At 37.9% G+C, this 19,578-nt stretch carries 17 protein-coding genes and 5 tRNA genes; 21 read left to right on the top strand and 1 reads right to left on the bottom strand.

Annotation, left to right across the window (positions count from 1 at the left end; all coding sequences use genetic code 11):
• Positions 1-85: 85 nt before the first annotated feature.
• The 21 genes from SJY44_RS15365 to SJY44_RS15265 all read left to right on the top strand — a co-directional run bounded on the left by SJY44_RS15365 (position 86) and on the right by SJY44_RS15265 (position 19,068).
• Positions 86-1,693: an alanine/glycine:cation symporter family protein gene (locus SJY44_RS15365; RefSeq protein WP_396590389.1), complete on the top strand. Its 1,608-nt coding sequence runs from the start codon at positions 86-88 to the stop codon at positions 1,691-1,693.
• A 17-nt stretch (positions 1,694-1,710) separates the two neighbouring features.
• The gene (locus SJY44_RS15360) at positions 1,711-2,577 is read left to right on the top strand and encodes a ComEA family DNA-binding protein (RefSeq protein WP_396590388.1); all 867 of its coding nucleotides are present in this window, start codon (positions 1,711-1,713) and stop codon (positions 2,575-2,577) included.
• A gap of 11 nt (positions 2,578-2,588) precedes the next feature.
• Positions 2,589-3,758 (top strand): acyl-CoA dehydrogenase family protein, encoded by a 1,170-nt coding sequence (locus SJY44_RS15355; RefSeq protein ID WP_298931353.1) that lies wholly within the window; start codon positions 2,589-2,591, stop codon positions 3,756-3,758.
• Positions 3,759-3,863: 105 nt separating this feature from the next.
• Complete coding sequence (rpsU, locus tag SJY44_RS15350) at positions 3,864-4,058, top strand: 30S ribosomal protein S21 (protein WP_055393644.1); 195 nt, start codon at positions 3,864-3,866, stop codon at positions 4,056-4,058.
• Between the two features lie 98 nt (positions 4,059-4,156).
• Positions 4,157-5,047 (top strand): tyrosine-type recombinase/integrase, encoded by an 891-nt coding sequence (locus SJY44_RS15345; protein ID WP_396590387.1) that lies wholly within the window; start codon positions 4,157-4,159, stop codon positions 5,045-5,047.
• 60 nt (positions 5,048-5,107) lie between these two features.
• Positions 5,108-5,410, top strand: coding sequence for a ribosome hibernation-promoting factor, HPF/YfiA family (gene hpf, locus SJY44_RS15340; protein WP_298931359.1), 303 nt, complete (start codon positions 5,108-5,110; stop codon positions 5,408-5,410).
• A gap of 101 nt (positions 5,411-5,511) precedes the next feature.
• Positions 5,512-5,585 (top strand) — tRNA-Thr (locus SJY44_RS15335).
• A 24-nt stretch (positions 5,586-5,609) separates the two neighbouring features.
• Positions 5,610-5,691 (top strand) — tRNA-Tyr (locus SJY44_RS15330).
• A 79-nt stretch (positions 5,692-5,770) separates the two neighbouring features.
• Positions 5,771-5,843, top strand: a tRNA-Gly gene (locus tag SJY44_RS15325).
• Between the two features lie 80 nt (positions 5,844-5,923).
• A tRNA-Thr gene (locus SJY44_RS15320) sits at positions 5,924-5,995 on the top strand.
• A gap of 47 nt (positions 5,996-6,042) precedes the next feature.
• Positions 6,043-7,230, top strand: a complete 1,188-nt coding sequence (gene tuf / locus SJY44_RS15315; protein WP_298931362.1) for an elongation factor Tu — start codon at positions 6,043-6,045, stop codon at positions 7,228-7,230.
• A 121-nt stretch (positions 7,231-7,351) separates the two neighbouring features.
• Positions 7,352-7,424 (top strand) — tRNA-Trp (locus tag SJY44_RS15310).
• Positions 7,425-7,445: 21 nt separating this feature from the next.
• Positions 7,446-7,634 (top strand): preprotein translocase subunit SecE, encoded by a 189-nt coding sequence (gene secE, locus SJY44_RS15305; protein WP_298931365.1) that lies wholly within the window; start codon positions 7,446-7,448, stop codon positions 7,632-7,634.
• Between the two features lie 6 nt (positions 7,635-7,640).
• Complete coding sequence (gene nusG / locus SJY44_RS15300; protein ID WP_298931368.1) at positions 7,641-8,192, top strand: transcription termination/antitermination protein NusG; 552 nt, start codon at positions 7,641-7,643, stop codon at positions 8,190-8,192.
• Between the two features lie 105 nt (positions 8,193-8,297).
• Positions 8,298-8,735 carry a 50S ribosomal protein L11 gene (rplK, locus tag SJY44_RS15295; RefSeq protein ID WP_097047425.1) on the top strand — a complete coding sequence of 146 codons (438 nt, stop codon included), beginning with the start codon at positions 8,298-8,300 and terminating at the stop codon, positions 8,733-8,735.
• 19 nt (positions 8,736-8,754) lie between these two features.
• A complete protein-coding gene (gene rplA / locus SJY44_RS15290) occupies positions 8,755-9,447 on the top strand; it encodes a 50S ribosomal protein L1 (protein WP_163421798.1) in 693 nt (230 codons plus the stop codon).
• 21 nt (positions 9,448-9,468) lie between these two features.
• On the top strand, positions 9,469-9,984 hold the full coding sequence (gene rplJ, locus SJY44_RS15285; protein ID WP_298931373.1) for a 50S ribosomal protein L10: 516 nt from the start codon (positions 9,469-9,471) through the stop codon (positions 9,982-9,984).
• 54 nt (positions 9,985-10,038) lie between these two features.
• Positions 10,039-10,419: a 50S ribosomal protein L7/L12 gene (rplL, locus tag SJY44_RS15280; protein WP_109665069.1), complete on the top strand. Its 381-nt coding sequence runs from the start codon at positions 10,039-10,041 to the stop codon at positions 10,417-10,419.
• 129 nt (positions 10,420-10,548) lie between these two features.
• Positions 10,549-14,358 (top strand): DNA-directed RNA polymerase subunit beta, encoded by a 3,810-nt coding sequence (rpoB, locus tag SJY44_RS15275; RefSeq protein WP_298931376.1) that lies wholly within the window; start codon positions 10,549-10,551, stop codon positions 14,356-14,358.
• A 45-nt stretch (positions 14,359-14,403) separates the two neighbouring features.
• Entirely contained in the window at positions 14,404-18,702 is a 4,299-nt protein-coding gene (gene rpoC / locus SJY44_RS15270; protein WP_396590386.1) for a DNA-directed RNA polymerase subunit beta', read from the top strand.
• Positions 18,703-18,756: 54 nt separating this feature from the next.
• Positions 18,757-19,068 (top strand): DUF3467 domain-containing protein, encoded by a 312-nt coding sequence (locus tag SJY44_RS15265; RefSeq protein ID WP_396590385.1) that lies wholly within the window; start codon positions 18,757-18,759, stop codon positions 19,066-19,068.
• Positions 19,069-19,121: 53 nt separating this feature from the next.
• Here the strand turns inward: SJY44_RS15265 and SJY44_RS15260 are convergent, their stop codons facing one another.
• Positions 19,122-19,559, bottom strand: a complete 438-nt coding sequence (locus SJY44_RS15260) for a hypothetical protein (protein ID WP_396590384.1) — start codon at positions 19,557-19,559, stop codon at positions 19,122-19,124.
• Positions 19,560-19,578: the final 19 nt, after the last annotated feature.

The following is a 19,578-nucleotide window of genomic DNA, read 5'->3' as shown; positions in this document are numbered from 1 at the left end:
TTAACAACCTTTAAATTTGATTCCGTTGAATTTTTTTAGGATATTGCCCCTTTTACATCAAATTAACATAACCAAATAACATATTATGAAGTATAGACTTCTTGCGATTATCTCAATGTTGATTCCAGTATTTTCCTTTGCACAAGAAACAGCAGAAATTGGCTTAGATAAAAGAATAGATCAAGCATTTGCTCCCGTTTCTGACTTCTTCAATACTGTAATTTTCTTTGAAATTATGGGGACGCCATTTGTATTGATTCTATTGGTAGGTAGTGCTTTGTTTTTTACACTTTATTTTGGATTCCCAAATGTTAGACATTTTTGGACAGCTATAAATGTCGTTCGAGGTAAATATGATGAATTGGAAGGTGAAGAAGGTCATGGAGTTGAAAAAGCAGAGGTCAATATAGTAGATGGAGATTTACCGGATACAATTAGAGATGAGAGTCATGAAGGGGAAGTAAGTCATTTTCAAGCACTGGCAACTGCGGTTTCCGGTACTGTAGGAAATGGAAATATTGCAGGTGTTGCCTTAGCAATTGCCTTAGGGGGGCCTGGAGCTACTTTTTGGATGATTATCTGTGGTTTGTTGGGAATGTCAACAAAGTTTGTGGAATGTACTTTAGGAGTTCAATATAGAGATGTTGGACCAGATGGTACCGTATATGGTGGCCCCATGTACTATATAAGTAAAGGACTTAAAGAGCGTGGATTTAAAACACTTGGTAAATTTGCCGCTGTTTTGTTTGCAATATTTTGTATCGGAGGATCTTTTGGTGGTGGAAATGCTGCACAATCCAATCAGGCTACTATTGTTGTAAAGGAATTAATGGGATTGGAAAGTACCAGTGCTGGAGCTGTAATAGGGTTGATTTTAGCAATCTTAGTAGGTGTTATTATAATAGGCGGAATTAAAAGGATAGCTTCAGTAACGGAGAAAGTTGTTCCGTTTATGGCAGTACTATACATATTAGCCTGTTTGTACATCATTTTTGGAAACTTTAGTTTAATTGATGATGCCATCTCTTTAATAATAACTGAGGCATTTAACCCTACTGCAATAGGTGTAGGAAGTGTAATAGGAGTGCTATTAGTTGGATTTAGACGTGCTGCTTTTTCAAACGAAGCCGGTGCAGGTTCTGCTTCTATCGCCCACTCAGCAGTGAAGACCAAATATTCAGCATCCGAAGGCTTGGTTGCCTTGTTGGAACCTTTTATTGATACCGTTGTAATTTGTACCATGACGGCTTTAGTAATAATAATTTTCAACTTTGGAGGTGTTTTTGACTATGGTGGTGATGGATCTGGTATCGTAATGATCGATGGTATGCCATATGAAGGTGCAGGTATCACTTCCAAAGCATTTGCAGAATATATACCATATTCCAATGTCTTTTTGACTATTGCTGTGGTTCTATTTGCAGTGTCAACTATGATTTCATGGTCTTATTATGGTCTTCAATCTTGGAAATTTCTTTTTGGAAGAGGTAAAAAAATGGATTTGACCTATAAATTCCTTTTTTGCATTTTCGTTATCATAGGTGCTGCTGCTAGCATGGACTCTATCTGGGCTTTTTCAGATGCTATGATATTCGCCATGGTATTCCCAAATATGGTTGGATTGTACTTCTTGTTCCCAGTTGTGAAAAAACAACTTGCTCGCTACATGGATGCGATAAAAGCATCCAAATAAAAATATCTTTTAAATATATGAAGTCCCACTTTAAGTTCAATAAACAAGAACGAAGTGGGATTTTCTTTTTGCTCCTTATTGTTATAGTCTTACAAGGAGTATATTTTTATGTGAAGGCAAATCCCTCTAGCAAATCACCAAAGGTTGCAGTAAATGTGTTGGCTGAATCCAAAATGGATAGTCTTAAAACGCTAGCATTGCAAAAAGACTCAATAAGAATTTTCCCTTTCAACCCAAATTATATTACAGATTATAAAGGATATACTTTGGGCATGTCTCCTAAAGAGTTGGATAGATTGTTTGCATTTAGAAAGCAGAAAAAATTTGTGAACTCCGCGGAAGATTTTAAAAAGGTCACCAAAGTTTCAGATTCACTTTTAAATACTATTTCGCCATACTTTGTTTTCCCTGAATGGACTCAAAAGAATAAACCAAGATATACTCGGAGTGATTCGAATATCATGTCCAAAGAAAAGAAAGTTGACAAGGTCAAAGATTTAAATCTGGCTACTGCGGGAGATTTGAAAACTATTAGAGGAATAGGAGATAAACTTTCGGAACGTATTATAAAGTTTAGAGATAGATTGGGAGGGTTTTTGGTTGATGAGCAATTGTATGATGTTTATGGATTAGAACCTAATGTGGTGCAACGAGTATTTAATAATTTTACTGTGATTAAACCGCCCAAAATATCAAAAATCAACATCAATACTTCAAGCGCCTCTGAAATCTCGGAACTAGTCTACATATCGTATACTATGGCCAACAAAATTGTAACGTACAGGGAGCTTAACGGAAGAATTAATTCCTTTGACGAATTGACAACTATTGAAGGTTTTCCATCTAAAAAACTAGATAGAATAACGCTATATTTGTCGCTTTAATAAAAATAGCCATGAACAGCATGTACTTCACAGAAGAACATCAACTTTTTAGAGAAAGTCTTAAAGATTTTTTACAAAAAGATGTAGTCCCACACATAGAAAAATGGGAAACAACGGGTACAATAGACCGCTTTATTTGGAAAAAATTTGGGGATATGGGCTACTTTGGCCTAGCAACACCTGAAACTGAAGAAGGACTGGGTCTCGACCTTTTCTATACGGTAATCTTACTTGAAGAACTGCAAAAGATAAATTCTGGAGGTTTTGCCGCAGCTATTTGGGCACATGTTTATTTGGCAATGACCCATTTAAATAAAAATGGGAACGAGGCACAAAAGAAGGCGTATTTGATTCCTAGCGTACTTGGAGATAAAATAGGATGTCTAGGGGTAACCGAGCCTTTTGGAGGTAGCGATGTAGCCGGTATGCGAACCACTGCCACACGCAAAGGTGATTCCTACATAATAAATGGATCAAAGACCTTTATTACCAATGGGGTTTATGGTGATTACATTGTTTTGGCGGCAAAGACGGATGCAAAAGCAGGCAATAAAGGTATCAGCATCTTTATTGTTGATTTGGATAGTCCCGGCGTTTCTGCAAACAAGCTCAATAAGTTAGGTTGGAGAGCTTCTGATACTGCAGAACTTGCTTTTGACAATGTGGAAGTACCGGCCTCAAATTTAATGGGTGAAGAAGGAAAAGGATTTGGCTTTATTATGGAAGCTTTTTCATTGGAACGCCTGATTATGGGAATTAACGCCCATGCAAGAGCTGAGTGGGCATTGGATTATGCAATTCAATATATGTCTGAACGTGAAACATTTGGTAAACCCATAAACCAATATCAAGCCTTACGCCATCGTTTTGTTGATTTGCATGCAGATATGGATTTGTGCAAGCAATACAACTATGCGGTAGTGTCCAATATGGATAAAGGCGAATATGTGGTTCGTGAAGCCACTATATCTAAACTCAAGTCAACCCAGATGGCAGATGAGGTAATCTACAATTGCTTACAGTTTTTAGGAGGCTACGGATACATAGAGGATTACCCTATGGCTCGTTTGCTAAGAGATAGCAGGTTAGGTCCAATTGGAGGCGGAACTTCAGAAATCTTAAGAGAGATTGTGGCCAAGATTGTCATCGATAAGAAAGAATATCGACCGCCAAGTCAATAAGAAAAAAAATATTTTGCAATAATACTTTTATAGATAAATTTCATTTGTATATTTGCACCCCCGTTTAATACGGGTTATCATTTTAAAGAGAGGAGGTTGTAGCCAATGTTAATAATACCAGTAAAAGAAGGAGAAAACATCGATAGGGCTTTAAAGCGTTTCAAGCGTAAGTTTGATAAGACGGGCACTATGCGCCAGTTGAGAAAAAGGCAGCAGTTTACCAAACCTTCAGTAAAACGAAGAGCTGAAATTCAAAAAGCTGAATATATACAAGGACTAAGAGACCAAGAAGAAATTTAAGGTTCTTAACCAAGATATTTATAAATCCCGTTCCAATTTAATTGGAACGGGATTTTTTGGTAGTAACCCCATATTATAGATTTGGGTAACTTTGGGTAATGCTTATAGAACCCTTTATATCATATTTACAGCTGGAGAAAAACTATTCCCGCCATACTATAAAAGCTTATGAAAAGGATGTAACCGAATTTTCTGAATTCTGTTCAATTGAATATAACCTCACATCTATTGCTGAGGTAAGCTATACAATTGTAAGAAGTTGGATTGTTTTTATGTCCAATAAAGAGGTCAGCAATAGAACTATAAATAGAAAGATATCATCATTGCGGGCTTACTACAGGTTTTTGCAAAAGATCAATCAAATAAGTGTTTCACCTTTAGTTAAACATAAAGCCCTAAAAACCAATAAGAAAATAGAAGTGCCGTTTTCTGAAAAGGAAATGGAAAAAATATTATCAGAAATACCTTTTGATAATGATTTTGAAGGCGTACGGGATAAACTCATTATAGAGCTGTTATATACCACTGGTATTCGTAGAGCGGAATTAGTGGGTCTTCAATTAAAGGACATCAATGATTCAAATAGTACATTGAAAGTATTGGGAAAAAGAAATAAAGAACGTATTCTGCCTCTCTTGCCATCCACGATTTCTATGCTGCAAGAATATGTATTGCTCCGGTCTAAACTAGAAAAAATAGCAGATAGTTCATATCTGTTTTTAACAAAAAGCGGTCTTAAAATTTATGAAACACTTGTTTATCGCACTATAAATAGGTATTTTAGTTTGGTATCCCCAAAGGTAAAAAAGAGTCCACATATTTTAAGACATACTTTTGCAACACACTTACTTAATAGGGGAGCGGATTTAAATTCTGTTAAAGAATTATTGGGTCATTCAAGTTTAGCGTCTACACAGGTATATACGCATAACAGCATAGCTGAATTAAAAAAGGTTCACCTAAAGGCCCATCCTAGAAACAAGGAATAGCATATTTCTTGTATCGTTTAACCTAGCTACCATATTTGGTAGCCCTAAAAACTACATCTTATGAAAGTAAATGCACAATCGGTAAATTTTATTGCGGACGCCAAGCTTATAGATTTTATTCAAAAAAGAATGGATAAGCTAGAAGTTTTTTATGATAAGGTCATCGGTTCAGACGTTTATTTAAAAGTTGAAAACACAAGTGCAAAAGAAAATAAGATAGTAGAGATTAAGTTATTGGTGCCTAGAGATAAGCTCATTGTAAAAAAACAATGCAAATCATTTGAGGAAGCAGTGGATTCTGCTTGTAATTCCCTTGAAAGAAAATTGGTGAAAAAGAAAGAAAAATTAAGAGCAAAAGCTTGAATAAAATTTTTGCGATTTTATTTTGATTAAATAAATAAATATATACATTTGCAGTCCGTTAGAAATAGCGGGCTTTTTTTATGGAAAAAAGGCTATAAAAGGCCGATGTAGCTCAGCTGGCTAGAGCAGCTGATTTGTAATCAGCAGGTCGTGGGTTCGAGTCCCTCCATCGGCTCGTAAGTTATTGAAAATAAAGGAAGGGGAGATACTCAAGCGGCCAACGAGGGCAGACTGTAAATCTGCTGACTACGTCTTCGCAGGTTCGAATCCTGCTCTCCCCACAAAAGTTGTTAGCGGAACAACTGGAATTGGGTAGTTTTTTTGAAATATTGAAAACTTTTGGGTTAAACCAAAAAAAATGCGGGAGTAGCTCAGTTGGTAGAGCGTCAGCCTTCCAAGCTGAATGTCGCCGGTTCGAACCCGGTCTCCCGCTCTAAAGTCATTCTTGTGAAGACAAGAATCTCTTCCAATTAATGGGAGGACTATTTTAAAGTAGTTGTTTCAACACTTTACGCCGGTGTAGCTCAGGGGTAGAGCGTTTCCTTGGTAAGGAAGAGGTCACGGGTTCAATTCCCGTCATTGGCTCAAAACGATTTGTACACTAATATAAACTAAGATTAAAATTATTTAAAATGGCAAAGGAAACTTTTGATCGTTCCAAACCGCACTTAAATATTGGCACTATTGGACATGTAGATCACGGTAAAACAACATTAACTGCGGCTATTACTACAGTATTGGCTAATGCGGGTCTTTCTGAAATGAGAAGTTTCGATTCTATCGATAACGCTCCTGAAGAAAAAGAAAGAGGTATTACCATTAACACATCGCATGTTGAATATTCAACTGCAAATCGTCATTATGCTCATGTTGACTGTCCTGGTCACGCGGATTACGTGAAAAACATGGTTACCGGTGCCGCTCAAATGGACGGTGCTATATTGGTGGTTGCCGCTACAGATGGTCCTATGCCACAAACTCGTGAGCACATTCTTTTAGGTCGTCAAGTTGGTATTCCAAGAATCGTTGTATTCATGAATAAAGTGGATATGGTTGATGATGAGGAGCTTATTGAATTAGTTGAAATGGAAGTAAGAGAATTACTTTCTTTCTACGAATATGATGGTGATAATGGACCAGTAATCGCAGGATCTGCCTTAGGAGCACTTAACGGTGAGCAGAAATGGGTTGATACTGTAATGGAATTGATGAAAGCTGTTGATGAATGGATTGAGTTGCCAAAAAGAGATGTTGAAAAAGATTTCTTGATGCCAGTTGAAGATGTATTCACAATTACAGGTCGTGGTACTGTTGCTACAGGACGTATTGAAACAGGTATCGCTAATACTGGAGATTCTGTTGATATTATTGGTATGGGTGCTGAGAAATTGGCTTCTACTATCACTGGTGTTGAGATGTTCCGTAAAATATTGGATAGAGGTGAAGCTGGAGATAACGTAGGTATCTTGTTAAGAGGTATTGAAAAATCTCAAATTAGCCGTGGAATGGTAATCTGTAAGCCAGGTTCTGTTAAGCCACATGCTAAATTTGAAGCTGAGGTTTATATCCTTAAGAAAGAAGAAGGTGGTCGTCACACTCCTTTCCATAACAACTACCGTCCTCAGTTCTATGTTAGAACTACGGATGTAACAGGTAACATTGCACTTCCAAGTGGAGTTGAAATGGTTATGCCTGGAGATAACTTAACTATTACAGTAGAGCTTATTCAGCCAATTGCACTAAGTGTAGGTCTACGTTTCGCTATCCGTGAAGGTGGTAGAACAGTAGGTGCCGGTCAGGTTACTAAGATTTTAGATTAAAATTATTATATAATCATAGTTTACGTTAAAGGGTGTCCGTCATTTGACGGATACCTTTCGATGTAAATAGAAGCGGGTGTAGTTCGTCTCTGAGATTTGAGACAGTAAGACGCCATATTTTACGGGCGTAGCTCAGTTGGTAGAGCACTGGTCTCCAAAACCAGGTGTCGGGAGTTCGAGCCTCTCCGCCCGTGCTAGAAAAATACAATTAGAATATGTTCACTTACATTAAGGAATCATTCGAGGAGTTAAAGAGTAACGTTACTTGGTTAGATAGGGAGAAAGCCTCTAGTTTGATGATTATAGTTGCTGTTTTTTCAATTTTGTTTGCATTGGCCACATGGGGGGTAGATTCCCTGTTCAGTAAGTTGATTAGATTGTATTTTGATAACGTAATAGGATAGTTGAGTATGTCTGAGGTTCTGGAGAAAAAGTGGTATGTAGTGAGAGCGGTGAGTGGCCAAGAGAATAAGATCAAAGGCTATATCGAAAGTGAAGTGGAGCGTAATGGTTTCGGTGATTACCTAGAAGATGTTCTTGTTCCAACTGAAAAAGTAGTGCAAATCCGTAACGGAAAGAAAATCAATAAAGAAAAAGTTTACTTTCCAGGATATATAATGATAAAAGCCAATTTGGGAGGAGAAATGATACATATCATTCGCTCTATAACAAACGTGATTGGTTTCTTGGGTGAAACCAAGGGCGGTGATCCAGTTCCTTTAAGGAAATCAGAAGTCAACCGAATGTTAGGAAAAGTGGATGAGCTAGCTGTTAATACAGATAACGTTGCTATTCCTTTTGTGCTTGGTGAAACAATAAAGGTTATTGATGGTCCTTTCAACGGTTTCAATGGAACTGTGGAGAAAATCAATGAAGAGAAGCGTAAACTTGAAGTCATGGTGAAAATTTTCGGAAGAAAAACACCATTGGAATTGAGCTATATGCAAGTAGAAAAAGTGTAATCAGAAGTCTGATATCAGATAGCTGAAAACTGAAAAATAAATAGAGCTGTTACATATAAAGTTGTGTTGCTTCCAATTGACACACTTTCAATTTAATTAAAAACAATGGCAAAAGAAGTAGATAAGGTAGTTAAATTACAAGTTAGGGGAGGTGCTGCGAATCCGTCGCCACCGGTTGGACCCGCCTTAGGTGCTGCAGGTGTTAACATCATGGAGTTCTGTAAGCAGTTTAATGCTCGTACACAGGACAAACCGGGTAAAGTATTACCTGTTGTGATCACCGTTTACAAAGACAAATCTTTCGAGTTTGTTGTAAAGACACCACCAGCGGCAGTTCAATTGATGGAAGCAGCTAAGATTAAAAAAGGATCTGGCGAACCTAACAGAGTTAAAAATGGTTCTGTATCCTGGGATCAAGTAAAGCAAATCGCTGAAGACAAAATGGTCGATTTGAATGCTTTTACAGTAGAGTCTGCAATGAGTATGGTTGCAGGTACTGCTAGATCCATGGGTTTAAAAGTAGCAGGCAAAAGACCTTTTTAAAATCTTAAAGCAATTTATAATGGCAAGATTGACAAAAAAGCAAAAGGAGGCCCATTCCAAAATAGATAAGAATAAATTGTATTCTTTGGATGAGGCATCTGCTTTAGTAAAAGAAATAACTAATGTAAAATTTGACGCTTCCATTGACCTTGCGATTCGTTTGGGTGTAGATCCAAGAAAAGCAAATCAAATGGTTCGTGGTGTTGTTACCTTACCTCATGGTACAGGTAAAGACGTAAAAGTTTTAGCATTGGTGACCCCAGATAAGGAAGCAGAGGCTACAGCAGCCGGTGCTGATTTTGTAGGGTTAGATGAATATTTGGATAAAATAAAAGGCGGTTGGACAGATGTTGATGTTATCATCACTATGCCAAGCGTTATGGGGAAATTAGGACCATTAGGTAGGGTTTTAGGACCTAGAGGTTTAATGCCCAATCCAAAGACAGGTACAGTAACTATGGATGTTGCAAAAGCAGTATCTGAGGTTAAGGCCGGTAAGATTGATTTTAAAGTGGACAAGACTGGAATAGTACACGCTGCAATTGGAAAAACATCTTTCTCTGCAGATAAGATTGCTGGTAATGCCAAAGAATTGTTGGATACTTTGGTAAAAATGAGACCAGCTGCTGCAAAAGGTGTTTATATGAAGAGCATCTATTTGTCCAGTACAATGAGTCCTAGTGTTCAATTAGATCCAAAAGCAGTTTCGTAACTGGTAGTCAATATTTTAACTATGACAAGAGAAGAAAAAGCAACCGTAATAGAAGATTTGACTGCACAGTTAGCTGATAACGCTAATATTTATTTAGCGGATATTTCAGGATTGGATGCCGTTGCCACTTCAAATTTAAGAAGGGCATGTTTTAAGGCTAATATTAAACTTGCAGTTATTAAGAACACCTTGCTTGCAAAAGCAATGGAAGCTTCTGATAAGGAGTTTGGAGAACTTCCTGATGTTTTAAAAGGAAATACATCTTTGATGTTATCCGAAACAGGAAATGCTCCGGCAAAACTTATCAAAAATTTCAGAAAAAAATCAGATAAACCATTACTTAAAGGAGCTTTTATAGCAGAAGCTATCTACATAGGTGATGAAAACCTTGATTCGCTTGTAAACATCAAGTCTAAAGAAGAGGTTATTGGGGAAATTATCGGATTGTTACAATCACCAGCCAAGAATGTTATTTCTGGTCTTAAATCTGGTGGCGGTAAATTGGCCGGTATCCTTAAAACATTATCTGAAAAATAATTCGCGCACAATAAACTAAGTATATTTTTAAAAATTTGATTAAACGATAGAAAAATGGCAGATTTAAAAGATTTTGCAGAACAGTTGGTAAACCTTACGGTAAAAGAGGTAAATGAGTTGGCCGACATTTTAAAAGAAGAATATGGTATTGAGCCTGCTGCTGCTGCAGTAGCTGTTGCTGCTGGCGGTGCCGGTGGTGGTGAAGCTGAGGCTGCTGAGGAAAAATCAGAATTTGATGTAATCCTTACAGCTGCTGGTGGTTCTAAATTGGCAGTAGTAAAACTAGTTAAGGAATTAACTGGTCTTGGATTGAAAGATGCTAAAGACATCGTTGACAGTGCACCAAAAGCTGTTAAAGAAGGTGTTGCCAAAGATGAGGCGGAAGGTATCAAAAAATCATTGGAAGAAGCAGGAGCGGAAGTTGAGCTTAAATAGTAGCTTTTACCATACAAATATTGGTTAAGGTCTTTCCATAATAATGGTTAGACCTTAGCCTGTTTTTATAGCAGCGTGTGATGATACACGTTACCCTTTAGAGAATTCACTATCAAAATTTGTCCATAGATGTTCACAAACAATACTGAAAGAGTAAATTTTGCATCCGCTAAGAACATACCGGAATACCCGGATTTCTTGGACATTCAGATTAAATCTTTTCAAGACTTTTTTCAACTTGAAACAAAATCTGATGAAAGAGGAAATGAAGGGCTCTACAATACCTTCATGGAAAATTTTCCAATTACAGACACTAGAAACCAGTTTGTACTTGAGTTTCTTGATTATTTTATAGATCCACCAAGATATTCCATACAAGAATGTATAGAACGTGGACTTACCTATAGCGTTCCCTTAAAGGCACGCCTAAAATTATATTGTACCGATCCAGAGCACGAAGATTTTGAAACGATAGTTCAAGATGTGTATTTGGGTACAATTCCATACATGACTCCTAGTGGAACCTTTGTTATCAATGGTGCTGAGCGTGTTGTGGTTTCACAGTTGCATAGATCTCCAGGGGTTTTCTTTGGACAATCTTTTCATGCAAATGGTACAAAGCTATATTCTGCAAGAGTAATTCCTTTCAAAGGTTCTTGGATTGAATTTGCTACGGATATCAATGGGGTTATGTACGCTTACATTGATAGAAAGAAAAAATTACCGGTTACTACACTTTTCCGTGCAATCGGTTTTGAAAGAGATAAAGATATTTTGGAAATCTTTGACCTTTCTGAAGAGGTGAAAGTTTCTAATGCAGGTCTTAAAAAAGTATTGGGACGCAAATTGGCTGCAAGAGTATTGAATACTTGGCATGAGGATTTTGTGGATGAAGATACAGGTGAAGTGGTTTCTATTGAAAGAAACGAGATTATTCTAGATCGTGATACCATTCTTGAAAAAGACCATATTAATGAAATTATAGAGGCAGACGTAAAAACGATTTTGCTTCATAAAGAGAACAATGCACAGTCAGACTATGCAATTATTCATAATACATTGCAGAAAGACCCTACCAATTCTGAGAAAGAAGCGGTGGAGCATATCTATAGACAATTACGTAATGCTGAGCCGCCAGATGAGGAAACAGCCCGCGGTATTATAGATAAGTTGTTCTTCTCTGATCAACGATACAACTTAGGTGAGGTTGGTCGTTATAGAATGAATAAAAAATTACAGTTGGATATTGGAATGGACAAACAAGTCTTGACCAAGGAAGATATCATTACTATCATCAAATATTTGATTGAGTTAATTAACTCAAAAGCAGAGATTGATGATATTGATCACTTGTCCAACCGTCGTGTAAGAACCGTGGGTGAACAACTATCATCTCAGTTTGGTGTTGGTTTGGCACGTATGGCTCGTACTATTCGTGAGCGTATGAACGTTCGTGATAACGAGGTGTTTACTCCTATAGATTTGATTAATGCAAAGACTTTGTCTTCCGTAATCAATTCATTCTTTGGAACAAACCAGTTGTCTCAGTTCATGGATCAAACTAATCCATTGGCGGAGATCACGCACAAAAGAAGATTATCAGCACTAGGACCTGGTGGACTTTCAAGAGAAAGAGCAGGATTTGAGGTACGTGACGTTCATTATACGCACTACGGAAGATTATGTCCTATTGAAACACCTGAAGGACCGAACATTGGTTTGATTTCTTCACTTTCAGTATTTGCAAAAGTGAACCCAATGGGCTTCTTGGAAACTCCATACCGCAAGGTTGAAAATGGCGTTGTTGATACCAAGGAATTTACCTATTTGAGCGCTGAAGAGGAAGAAGGAATGAAAATTTCCCAAGCTAACATCCCAATGGATGAAAAAGGAAAAATTCTGGATGATAAGGTTATTGCACGTGAAGAAGGTGATTTTCCTGTAGTTGATCCAGGTGAAGTTAACTATACAGATGTTGCACCAAATCAAATTGCTTCTATATCTGCATCTTTGATTCCATTCTTGGAACATGATGATGCGAACAGGGCTTTGATGGGGTCAAACATGATGCGTCAGGCAGTTCCATTGTTAAAACCACAATCTCCAATTGTAGGTACAGGTTTAGAAAGACAAGTGGCCACTGATTCTAGAGTATTGATTAATGCAGAAGGAGACGGGGTTATAGAATATGTAGATGCTCAGAAAGTAACAATTAAATATAGCAGGTCTGAAGACGAGCGATTAGTAAGCTTTGAGGAAGACTCCAGAACTTACAACTTGGTTAAGTTTAGAAAAACGAACCAAGGAACAAGTATTAACCTAAAACCAATTGTTAAAAAAGGTGATAAGGTTAAAAAGGGAGAAGTGCTTTGTGAAGGTTATGCAACTGAAAAAGGTGAATTGGCACTTGGTAGAAACCTGAAAGTGGCATTTATGCCTTGGAAAGGATACAACTTTGAGGATGCAATCGTAATATCGGAGAAAGTAGTGCGTGAAGATATCTTTACCTCTATCCATATTGATGAGTATGCCTTAGAAGTAAGAGATACCAAATTAGGAGCTGAAGAGCTTACCAATGATATTCCTAACGTTTCTGAAGAAGCTACCAAAGATTTGGATGAGCACGGGATGATCAGAATAGGTGCAGAAGTTAAACCTGGCGATATTTTGATTGGTAAGATTACACCAAAAGGTGAATCTGATCCAACTCCAGAAGAAAAACTGTTGCGTGCTATTTTTGGTGATAAAGCAGGAGACGTAAAAGATGCTTCATTAAAAGCATCACCATCTTTAAGAGGTGTCGTTATCGATAAGAAATTATTCTCACGTTCTATTAAGGATAAGAGAAAACGTTCAGAAGATAAAGAGGCAATCTCTAGGTTAGAGATGGATTACGAAGTGAAGTTTGAACAATTGAAAGATGTTCTTATTGAAAAACTGTTTGGGTTGATCAATGGAAAAACTTCGCAAGGTGTAATGAACGATCTTGGTGAAGAAGTACTTCCAAAAGGAAAGAAATACACCATCAAAATGTTGAACGCTGTTGATGATTTTGCTCACTTAGTGGGTGGGAGCTGGACAACAGACGATAAAACCAATGAGCAAGTAGCAGATTTGTTGCACAACTATAAGATCAAATTGAATGATATTCAAGGAAACCTTAGAAGGGACAAGTTTACTATTTCAGTAGGTGATGAACTACCAGCAGGTATAATGAAATTGGCCAAGGTTTACATTGCTAAAAAGCGTAAACTAAAGGTTGGTGATAAGATGGCAGGGCGTCACGGTAACAAAGGTATCGTTGCACGTATTGTTCGTCAAGAAGATATGCCTTTCTTGGAAGATGGAACGCCGGTGGATATCGTATTGAATCCATTAGGAGTACCTTCTAGGATGAACATTGGTCAGATATATGAGACGGTGTTAGGTTGGGCTGGTCTTAAATTGGGAAGAAAGTACGGAACCCCAATTTTTGATGGAGCTACACTAGATCAAATCAATGCACTAACCGATGAGGCTGGTGTACCAAGATTTGGGCATACATACCTTTATGACGGTGGAACAGGAAAACGTTTTGATCAAGCAGCTACGGTAGGTGTTATCTATATGTTGAAATTAGGACATATGGTAGACGACAAGATGCACGCCAGGTCTATTGGTCCATATTCGTTGATTACACAACAACCATTGGGTGGTAAAGCCCAGTTTGGTGGTCAGCGTTTTGGTGAAATGGAGGTTTGGGCACTTGAGGCTTATGGAGCTTCAGCTACACTACGAGAAATATTGACGGTTAAATCGGATGATGTTATCGGAAGAGCAAAAACGTATGAATCCATCGTTAAAGGTGAAACCATGCCAGAACCTGGGTTGCCAGAATCTTTCAACGTATTGATGCACGAACTTAAGGGATTAGGTTTGGATATCAGACTGGAAGAGTAGAATACTATAGAAAAGCATTTTTAATTATATCATCTCCATATTGTTATGGCTAGAATAAAAGATAATAACGCACCAAAAAGGTTTGATAAAATTTCCATAGGACTGGCTTCTCCAGAGTCAATCTTGGCTGAGTCCCGCGGAGAGGTTTTAAAACCTGAAACTATTAACTATAGAACGCACAAACCTGAACGTGATGGGCTGTTCTGTGAGCGTATATTTGGTCCTGTAAAGGATTATGAATGTGCTTGTGGTAAATATAAGCGTATCCGTTACCGTGGAATTGTTTGTGACCGTTGTGGTGTTGAAGTAACAGAGAAAAAAGTACGTAGAGATCGTGTTGGGCACATTAATCTTGTGGTTCCTGTAGCACATATCTGGTATTTCCGTTCACTTCCAAATAAAATAGGATACTTATTGGGATTACCTTCCAAGAAGTTGGATATGATTATCTATTACGAAAGATATGTTGTAATCCAGCCAGGTATTGCTAAAGGCCCTGAAGGTGAAGAAATCAACAAAATGGATTTCTTGACCGAAGAGGAATACCTTAATATTTTGGAATCCATTCCTGCTGAAAACCAGTACTTGGAAGATACAGACCCTAACAAGTTTGTGGCCAAAATGGGTGCGGAGTGTCTAATTGATTTATTGTCTAGAATTGACTTGGAAGAACTTTCATACAGTCTAAGACATAAAGCAAATACAGAGACTTCAAAACAACGTAAAACAGAAGCTTTAAAGAGACTTCAGGTTGTTGAAGCGTTGCGCGAGTCTCAAGAAAATAGAGAAAACAGACCTGAGTGGATGATCATGAAAGTAGTTCCGGTTATTCCACCAGAATTACGTCCATTGGTACCATTAGATGGTGGTCGTTTTGCTACTTCAGATTTAAATGATCTATACCGTAGGGTGATTATCCGTAATAATCGTTTAAAGCGATTGATGGAAATAAAAGCTCCTGAGGTAATCTTGAGAAATGAGAAGCGTATGCTTCAAGAAGCGGTCGATTCTCTTTTTGATAATACAAGAAAAGCTTCAGCGGTAAAAACAGAATCAAACAGACCTTTAAAATCACTTTCAGATTCATTGAAAGGGAAGCAAGGTCGTTTCCGTCAGAACCTTTTGGGTAAACGTGTGGATTATTCTGCCCGTTCCGTAATTGTTGTTGGTCCAGAAATGCACCTATACGAATGCGGTCTTCCAAAAGATATGGCTGCTGAACTTTACAAACCTTTTGTAATCAGAAAACTGATTGAAAGAGGAATTGTAAAGACTGTAAAATCTGCAAAGAAAATTATAGATAAAAAGGAACCTGTAGTTTGGGATATCCTTGAAAATGTTCTTAAAGGACATCCAGTACTATTGAACCGTGCCCCTACATTACACAGATTGGGTATACAAGCGTTCCAGCCAAAACTTATAGAAGGGAAGGCTATTCGTTTGCACCCATTGGCATGTACAGCATTTAATGCGGATTTTGATGGTGACCAGATGGCAGTTCACTTGCCGTTGGGCCCAGAAGCTATTTTAGAAGCTCAACTATTGATGTTGGCATCTCAAAATATCTTGAATCCTGCCAATGGTTCTCCAATTACCGTTCCTTCACAGGATATGGTATTGGGTCTTTATTACATGACCAAAGAAAGAAAATCAACCAAAGAGGTTCCAATCCAAGGAGAGGGATTAACATTCTACTCTGCAGAGGAAGTTGAGATTGCCTTTAATGAAGGAAAAGTTGATTTGAATGCAGGAATCAAGGTTAGAGCTAAAGATTTTAATGAAGAAGGTGAGCTTGTAAGCCAAATCATAGCTACAACAGTTGGTAGGGTGTTGTTCAACACAGTTGTTCCAGAAGAAGCAGGATATATCAATGAAGTATTGAACAAAAAATCGCTTAGAAATATCATTGGTGATATTCTTGGAGTTACAGATGTACCTGCTACTGCTGCATTTTTGGATAAGATAAAGTCAATGGGATATGATTTTGCCTTTAAAGGAGGGCTATCCTTCAGTTTAGGTGATATTATCATTCCGCCAGAGAAGCATGAAATGATCAACGAAGCCAATGGGCAAGTTGATGGAATTATGGCGAACTATAACATGGGTCTTATCACTAATAATGAAAGATATAACCAAGTTATCGATGTTTGGACTTCTACAAATGCTATGTTGACCGAATTGGCCATGAAGCGAATTCGTGAGGACCAACAAGGATTCAACTCTGTATACATGATGTTGGATTCCGGTGCAAGGGGTTCTAAAGAGCAAATTCGTCAATTGACCGGTATGCGTGGTTTGATGGCCAAGCCTAAAAAATCCACTGCAGGAGGGGGAGAGATTATTGAAAACCCTATTCTTTCCAACTTTAAGGAAGGATTGTCTATTTTGGAATACTTTATCTCAACTCACGGTGCGCGTAAAGGTCTTGCAGATACCGCTTTAAAAACTGCGGATGCAGGATATTTGACGAGACGTTTGGTAGATGTTTCTCAAGATGTAATCATCAATATTGAAGATTGTGGTACGTTAAGAGGAATTGAGGTCAAAGCTTTGAAGAAGAACGAAGAAGTCGTAGAAACTCTAGGAGAAAGAATTCTTGGAAGAGTATCACTGCACGATGTATACAATCCATTGAATGAGGAATTGTTATTGACCGCTGGCCAAGTAATTTCTGAATCTGATATGAAAAAGGTCGAAGCAGCTCCAATTGAAAGAGTTGAAGTACGTTCTGCGTTAACCTGCGAGGCTCCAAAAGGAATTTGCGGTAAGTGCTACGGTAGAAACCTTGCAACCAATAAAATGGTTCAAAGAGGTGAAGCTGTTGGTGTTGTTGCAGCACAGTCTATTGGTGAACCAGGTACACAGTTGACCCTACGTACATTCCACGTAGGTGGTATTGCAGGTAACATTTCTGAGGATAACAAGTTAGAAGTGAAGTTTGATGGTGTTGCAGAAATAGAAGATTTAAGAACAGTTGTTGGAGAAAACGGTGATGGCGAAAAGGCCAATATTGTTATCTCCAGGACTTCTGAAATCAAAGTTGTTGATGCTACCACTGGAATTACCTTAAGTACAAATAATATTCCTTACGGTTCTCAATTGTTCGTTAAGAACGGAGATAAAATCAAGAAAGGAACTGTAATTTGTCAATGGGATCCATATAACGGTGTAATTGTTTCTGAATTCCCTGGTCAGATTGCCTATGAAAATATTGAGCAAGGAGTTACATACCAAGTTGAGATTGATGAGCAGACTGGTTTCCAAGAGAAAGTAATTTCTGAATCAAGAAACAAGAAACTGATTCCAACCTTATTGATTAAAGATGGTAAGGGAGAGACTTTACGTTCTTACAACCTACCAGTTGGTTCACATATAATGGTGGATGATGGTGATAAAATCAAAGAAGGGAAAATCTTGGTTAAGATTCCACGTAAATCTGCAAAAGCAGGGGATATTACAGGAGGTCTACCTAGGGTAACAGAGCTTTTTGAAGCACGTAACCCTTCTAACCCAGCGGTTGTTTCCGAGATTGATGGTGTAGTTTCATTTGGTAAGATCAAGCGTGGTAATCGTGAGATTATTATTGAATCAAAATTGGGCGAAATCAAGAAATACTTGGTTAAACTTTCAAACCAGATTTTGGTGCAAGAGAACGATTACGTTCGTGCAGGTATGCCTTTATCCGATGGATCTATTACTCCAGAAGATATTTTGGCAATCAAAGGACCATCAGCAGTACAACAGTATTTGGTAAACGAAGTACAAGAGGTTTACCGTTTACAGGGTGTAAAAATTAATGACAAGCATTTTGAAGTTGTCGTTAGACAAATGATGCGTAAAGTACGTATTGAAGATTCAGGGGATACAACTTTCTTGGAGAATCAATTGGTTCATAAAGATGACTTTATCCGTGAGAATGATGAGATTTTTGGGATGAAGGTTGTTGAAGAACCTGGAGATTCTGAGAACCTTAAAGCAGGACAGATTATATCTGCTCGCGCGTTAAGAGATGAAAATTCAGTATTGCGAAGAACAGATAAAGCTCTTGTTAGTGCAAGAGATGCCGTAGCAGCTACAGCAACTCCAATCTTGCAAGGTATAACACGTGCTTCGTTGCAGACAAAATCATTTATCTCTGCAGCATCATTCCAAGAGACTACTAAAGTATTGAACGAGGCTGCTGTAAGCGGTAAAGTTGATACCTTGGAAGGCTTGAAGGAAAATGTTATTGTTGGACATAAAATTCCTGCCGGTACCGGTATGAGGGATTATGATAGTATCATTGTAGGCTCAAAAGAGGAATACGATGAAATCATGGCTCGAAAAGAGGAATTCAAATTCTAATAAACAAACCCTGGCGATATCGTCAGGGTTTTCTTTTTTAATACATAAAATACAATGGCTGAGAAAAATCAAAATCAAAAACAGATCAATATTGAATTGGATGAAAAAACCGCTGAAGGGATCTATTCCAATTTGGCAATCATCAACCATTCAGTATCTGAATTTGTTGTAGATTTTATTAGTATGATGCCTGGTGCCCCCAAGGCTAAGGTGAAAAGTAGGATTGTGTTAACACCGCAACATGCCAAAAAATTCTTGAAGGCATTAAATGATAATGTGACGCGGTTTGAAAAAGCACACGGTGCTATTAAGGATTATGAACAACCTTCAATTCCACTAAATTTCGGACCCACTGGGGAAGCATAAGAACAATAAAAAACCGACTATTGTCGGTTTTTTATTGCTATGTATTTTTCGGGCTAACTAAGCCACCCTTTTTGAATGCCCTTTTTGGCAAAGAAGATAAGGTAAATGCCAAAAACAATAACAACAATTGGCATAATCACTATGTTAGCACCCATAACCTCTAAGGCATTGCTCAGAAAAAAGGTGTGAATATTCAAGACGATGGATCCCAAAACAGATAAAATGAGTAAAGGTCTGGCCCATTTCTTACGAAGCAATAACGAGATTGACCCAATGGCACCAGCAAAAACAGCTATCGCAAAACCGGCAGTTGCCCAAGCAGGTCTACCCTCATAAAGTTCTCTTATTTCTTGGCTCATTTGTTCCAATTGTTCAATACTGGTATAGGCATCGGCCAAGTATGCGCTTACACCCATAAGATTCCACAGTAAAGCAATAACACTGACCACCCAGAACCAAACTGGTGGTTTATTTATAGAATCAGTTGTCATAAAAAAGTATTTATTGGTT

The sequence above is a fragment of the Allomuricauda sp. R78024 genome, assembly GCF_044596045.1.
Lineage (GTDB): Bacteria > Bacteroidota > Bacteroidia > Flavobacteriales > Flavobacteriaceae > Flagellimonas.
Note: the sequence above shows the minus strand (reverse complement) of the source record. Positions and strands in the feature narration are given on the sequence as shown.

Coding starts and splice junctions, on each gene's coding strand:
- SJY44_RS15365 (WP_396590389.1), top strand. CDS start 86: ATGAAGTATAGACTTCTTGCGATTATCTCAATGTTGATTCCAGTATTT.
- SJY44_RS15360 (WP_396590388.1), top strand. CDS start 1,711: ATGAAGTCCCACTTTAAGTTCAATAAACAAGAACGAAGTGGGATTTTC.
- SJY44_RS15355 (WP_298931353.1), top strand. CDS start 2,589: ATGAACAGCATGTACTTCACAGAAGAACATCAACTTTTTAGAGAAAGT.
- rpsU (WP_055393644.1), top strand. CDS start 3,864: ATGTTAATAATACCAGTAAAAGAAGGAGAAAACATCGATAGGGCTTTA.
- SJY44_RS15345 (WP_396590387.1), top strand. CDS start 4,157: ATGCTTATAGAACCCTTTATATCATATTTACAGCTGGAGAAAAACTAT.
- hpf (WP_298931359.1), top strand. CDS start 5,108: ATGAAAGTAAATGCACAATCGGTAAATTTTATTGCGGACGCCAAGCTT.
- tuf (WP_298931362.1), top strand. CDS start 6,043: ATGGCAAAGGAAACTTTTGATCGTTCCAAACCGCACTTAAATATTGGC.
- secE (WP_298931365.1), top strand. CDS start 7,446: ATGTTCACTTACATTAAGGAATCATTCGAGGAGTTAAAGAGTAACGTT.
- nusG (WP_298931368.1), top strand. CDS start 7,641: ATGTCTGAGGTTCTGGAGAAAAAGTGGTATGTAGTGAGAGCGGTGAGT.
- rplK (WP_097047425.1), top strand. CDS start 8,298: ATGGCAAAAGAAGTAGATAAGGTAGTTAAATTACAAGTTAGGGGAGGT.
- rplA (WP_163421798.1), top strand. CDS start 8,755: ATGGCAAGATTGACAAAAAAGCAAAAGGAGGCCCATTCCAAAATAGAT.
- rplJ (WP_298931373.1), top strand. CDS start 9,469: ATGACAAGAGAAGAAAAAGCAACCGTAATAGAAGATTTGACTGCACAG.
- rplL (WP_109665069.1), top strand. CDS start 10,039: ATGGCAGATTTAAAAGATTTTGCAGAACAGTTGGTAAACCTTACGGTA.
- rpoB (WP_298931376.1), top strand. CDS start 10,549: ATGTTCACAAACAATACTGAAAGAGTAAATTTTGCATCCGCTAAGAAC.
- rpoC (WP_396590386.1), top strand. CDS start 14,404: ATGGCTAGAATAAAAGATAATAACGCACCAAAAAGGTTTGATAAAATT.
- SJY44_RS15265 (WP_396590385.1), top strand. CDS start 18,757: ATGGCTGAGAAAAATCAAAATCAAAAACAGATCAATATTGAATTGGAT.
- SJY44_RS15260 (WP_396590384.1), bottom strand. CDS start 19,559: ATGACAACTGATTCTATAAATAAACCACCAGTTTGGTTCTGGGTGGTC.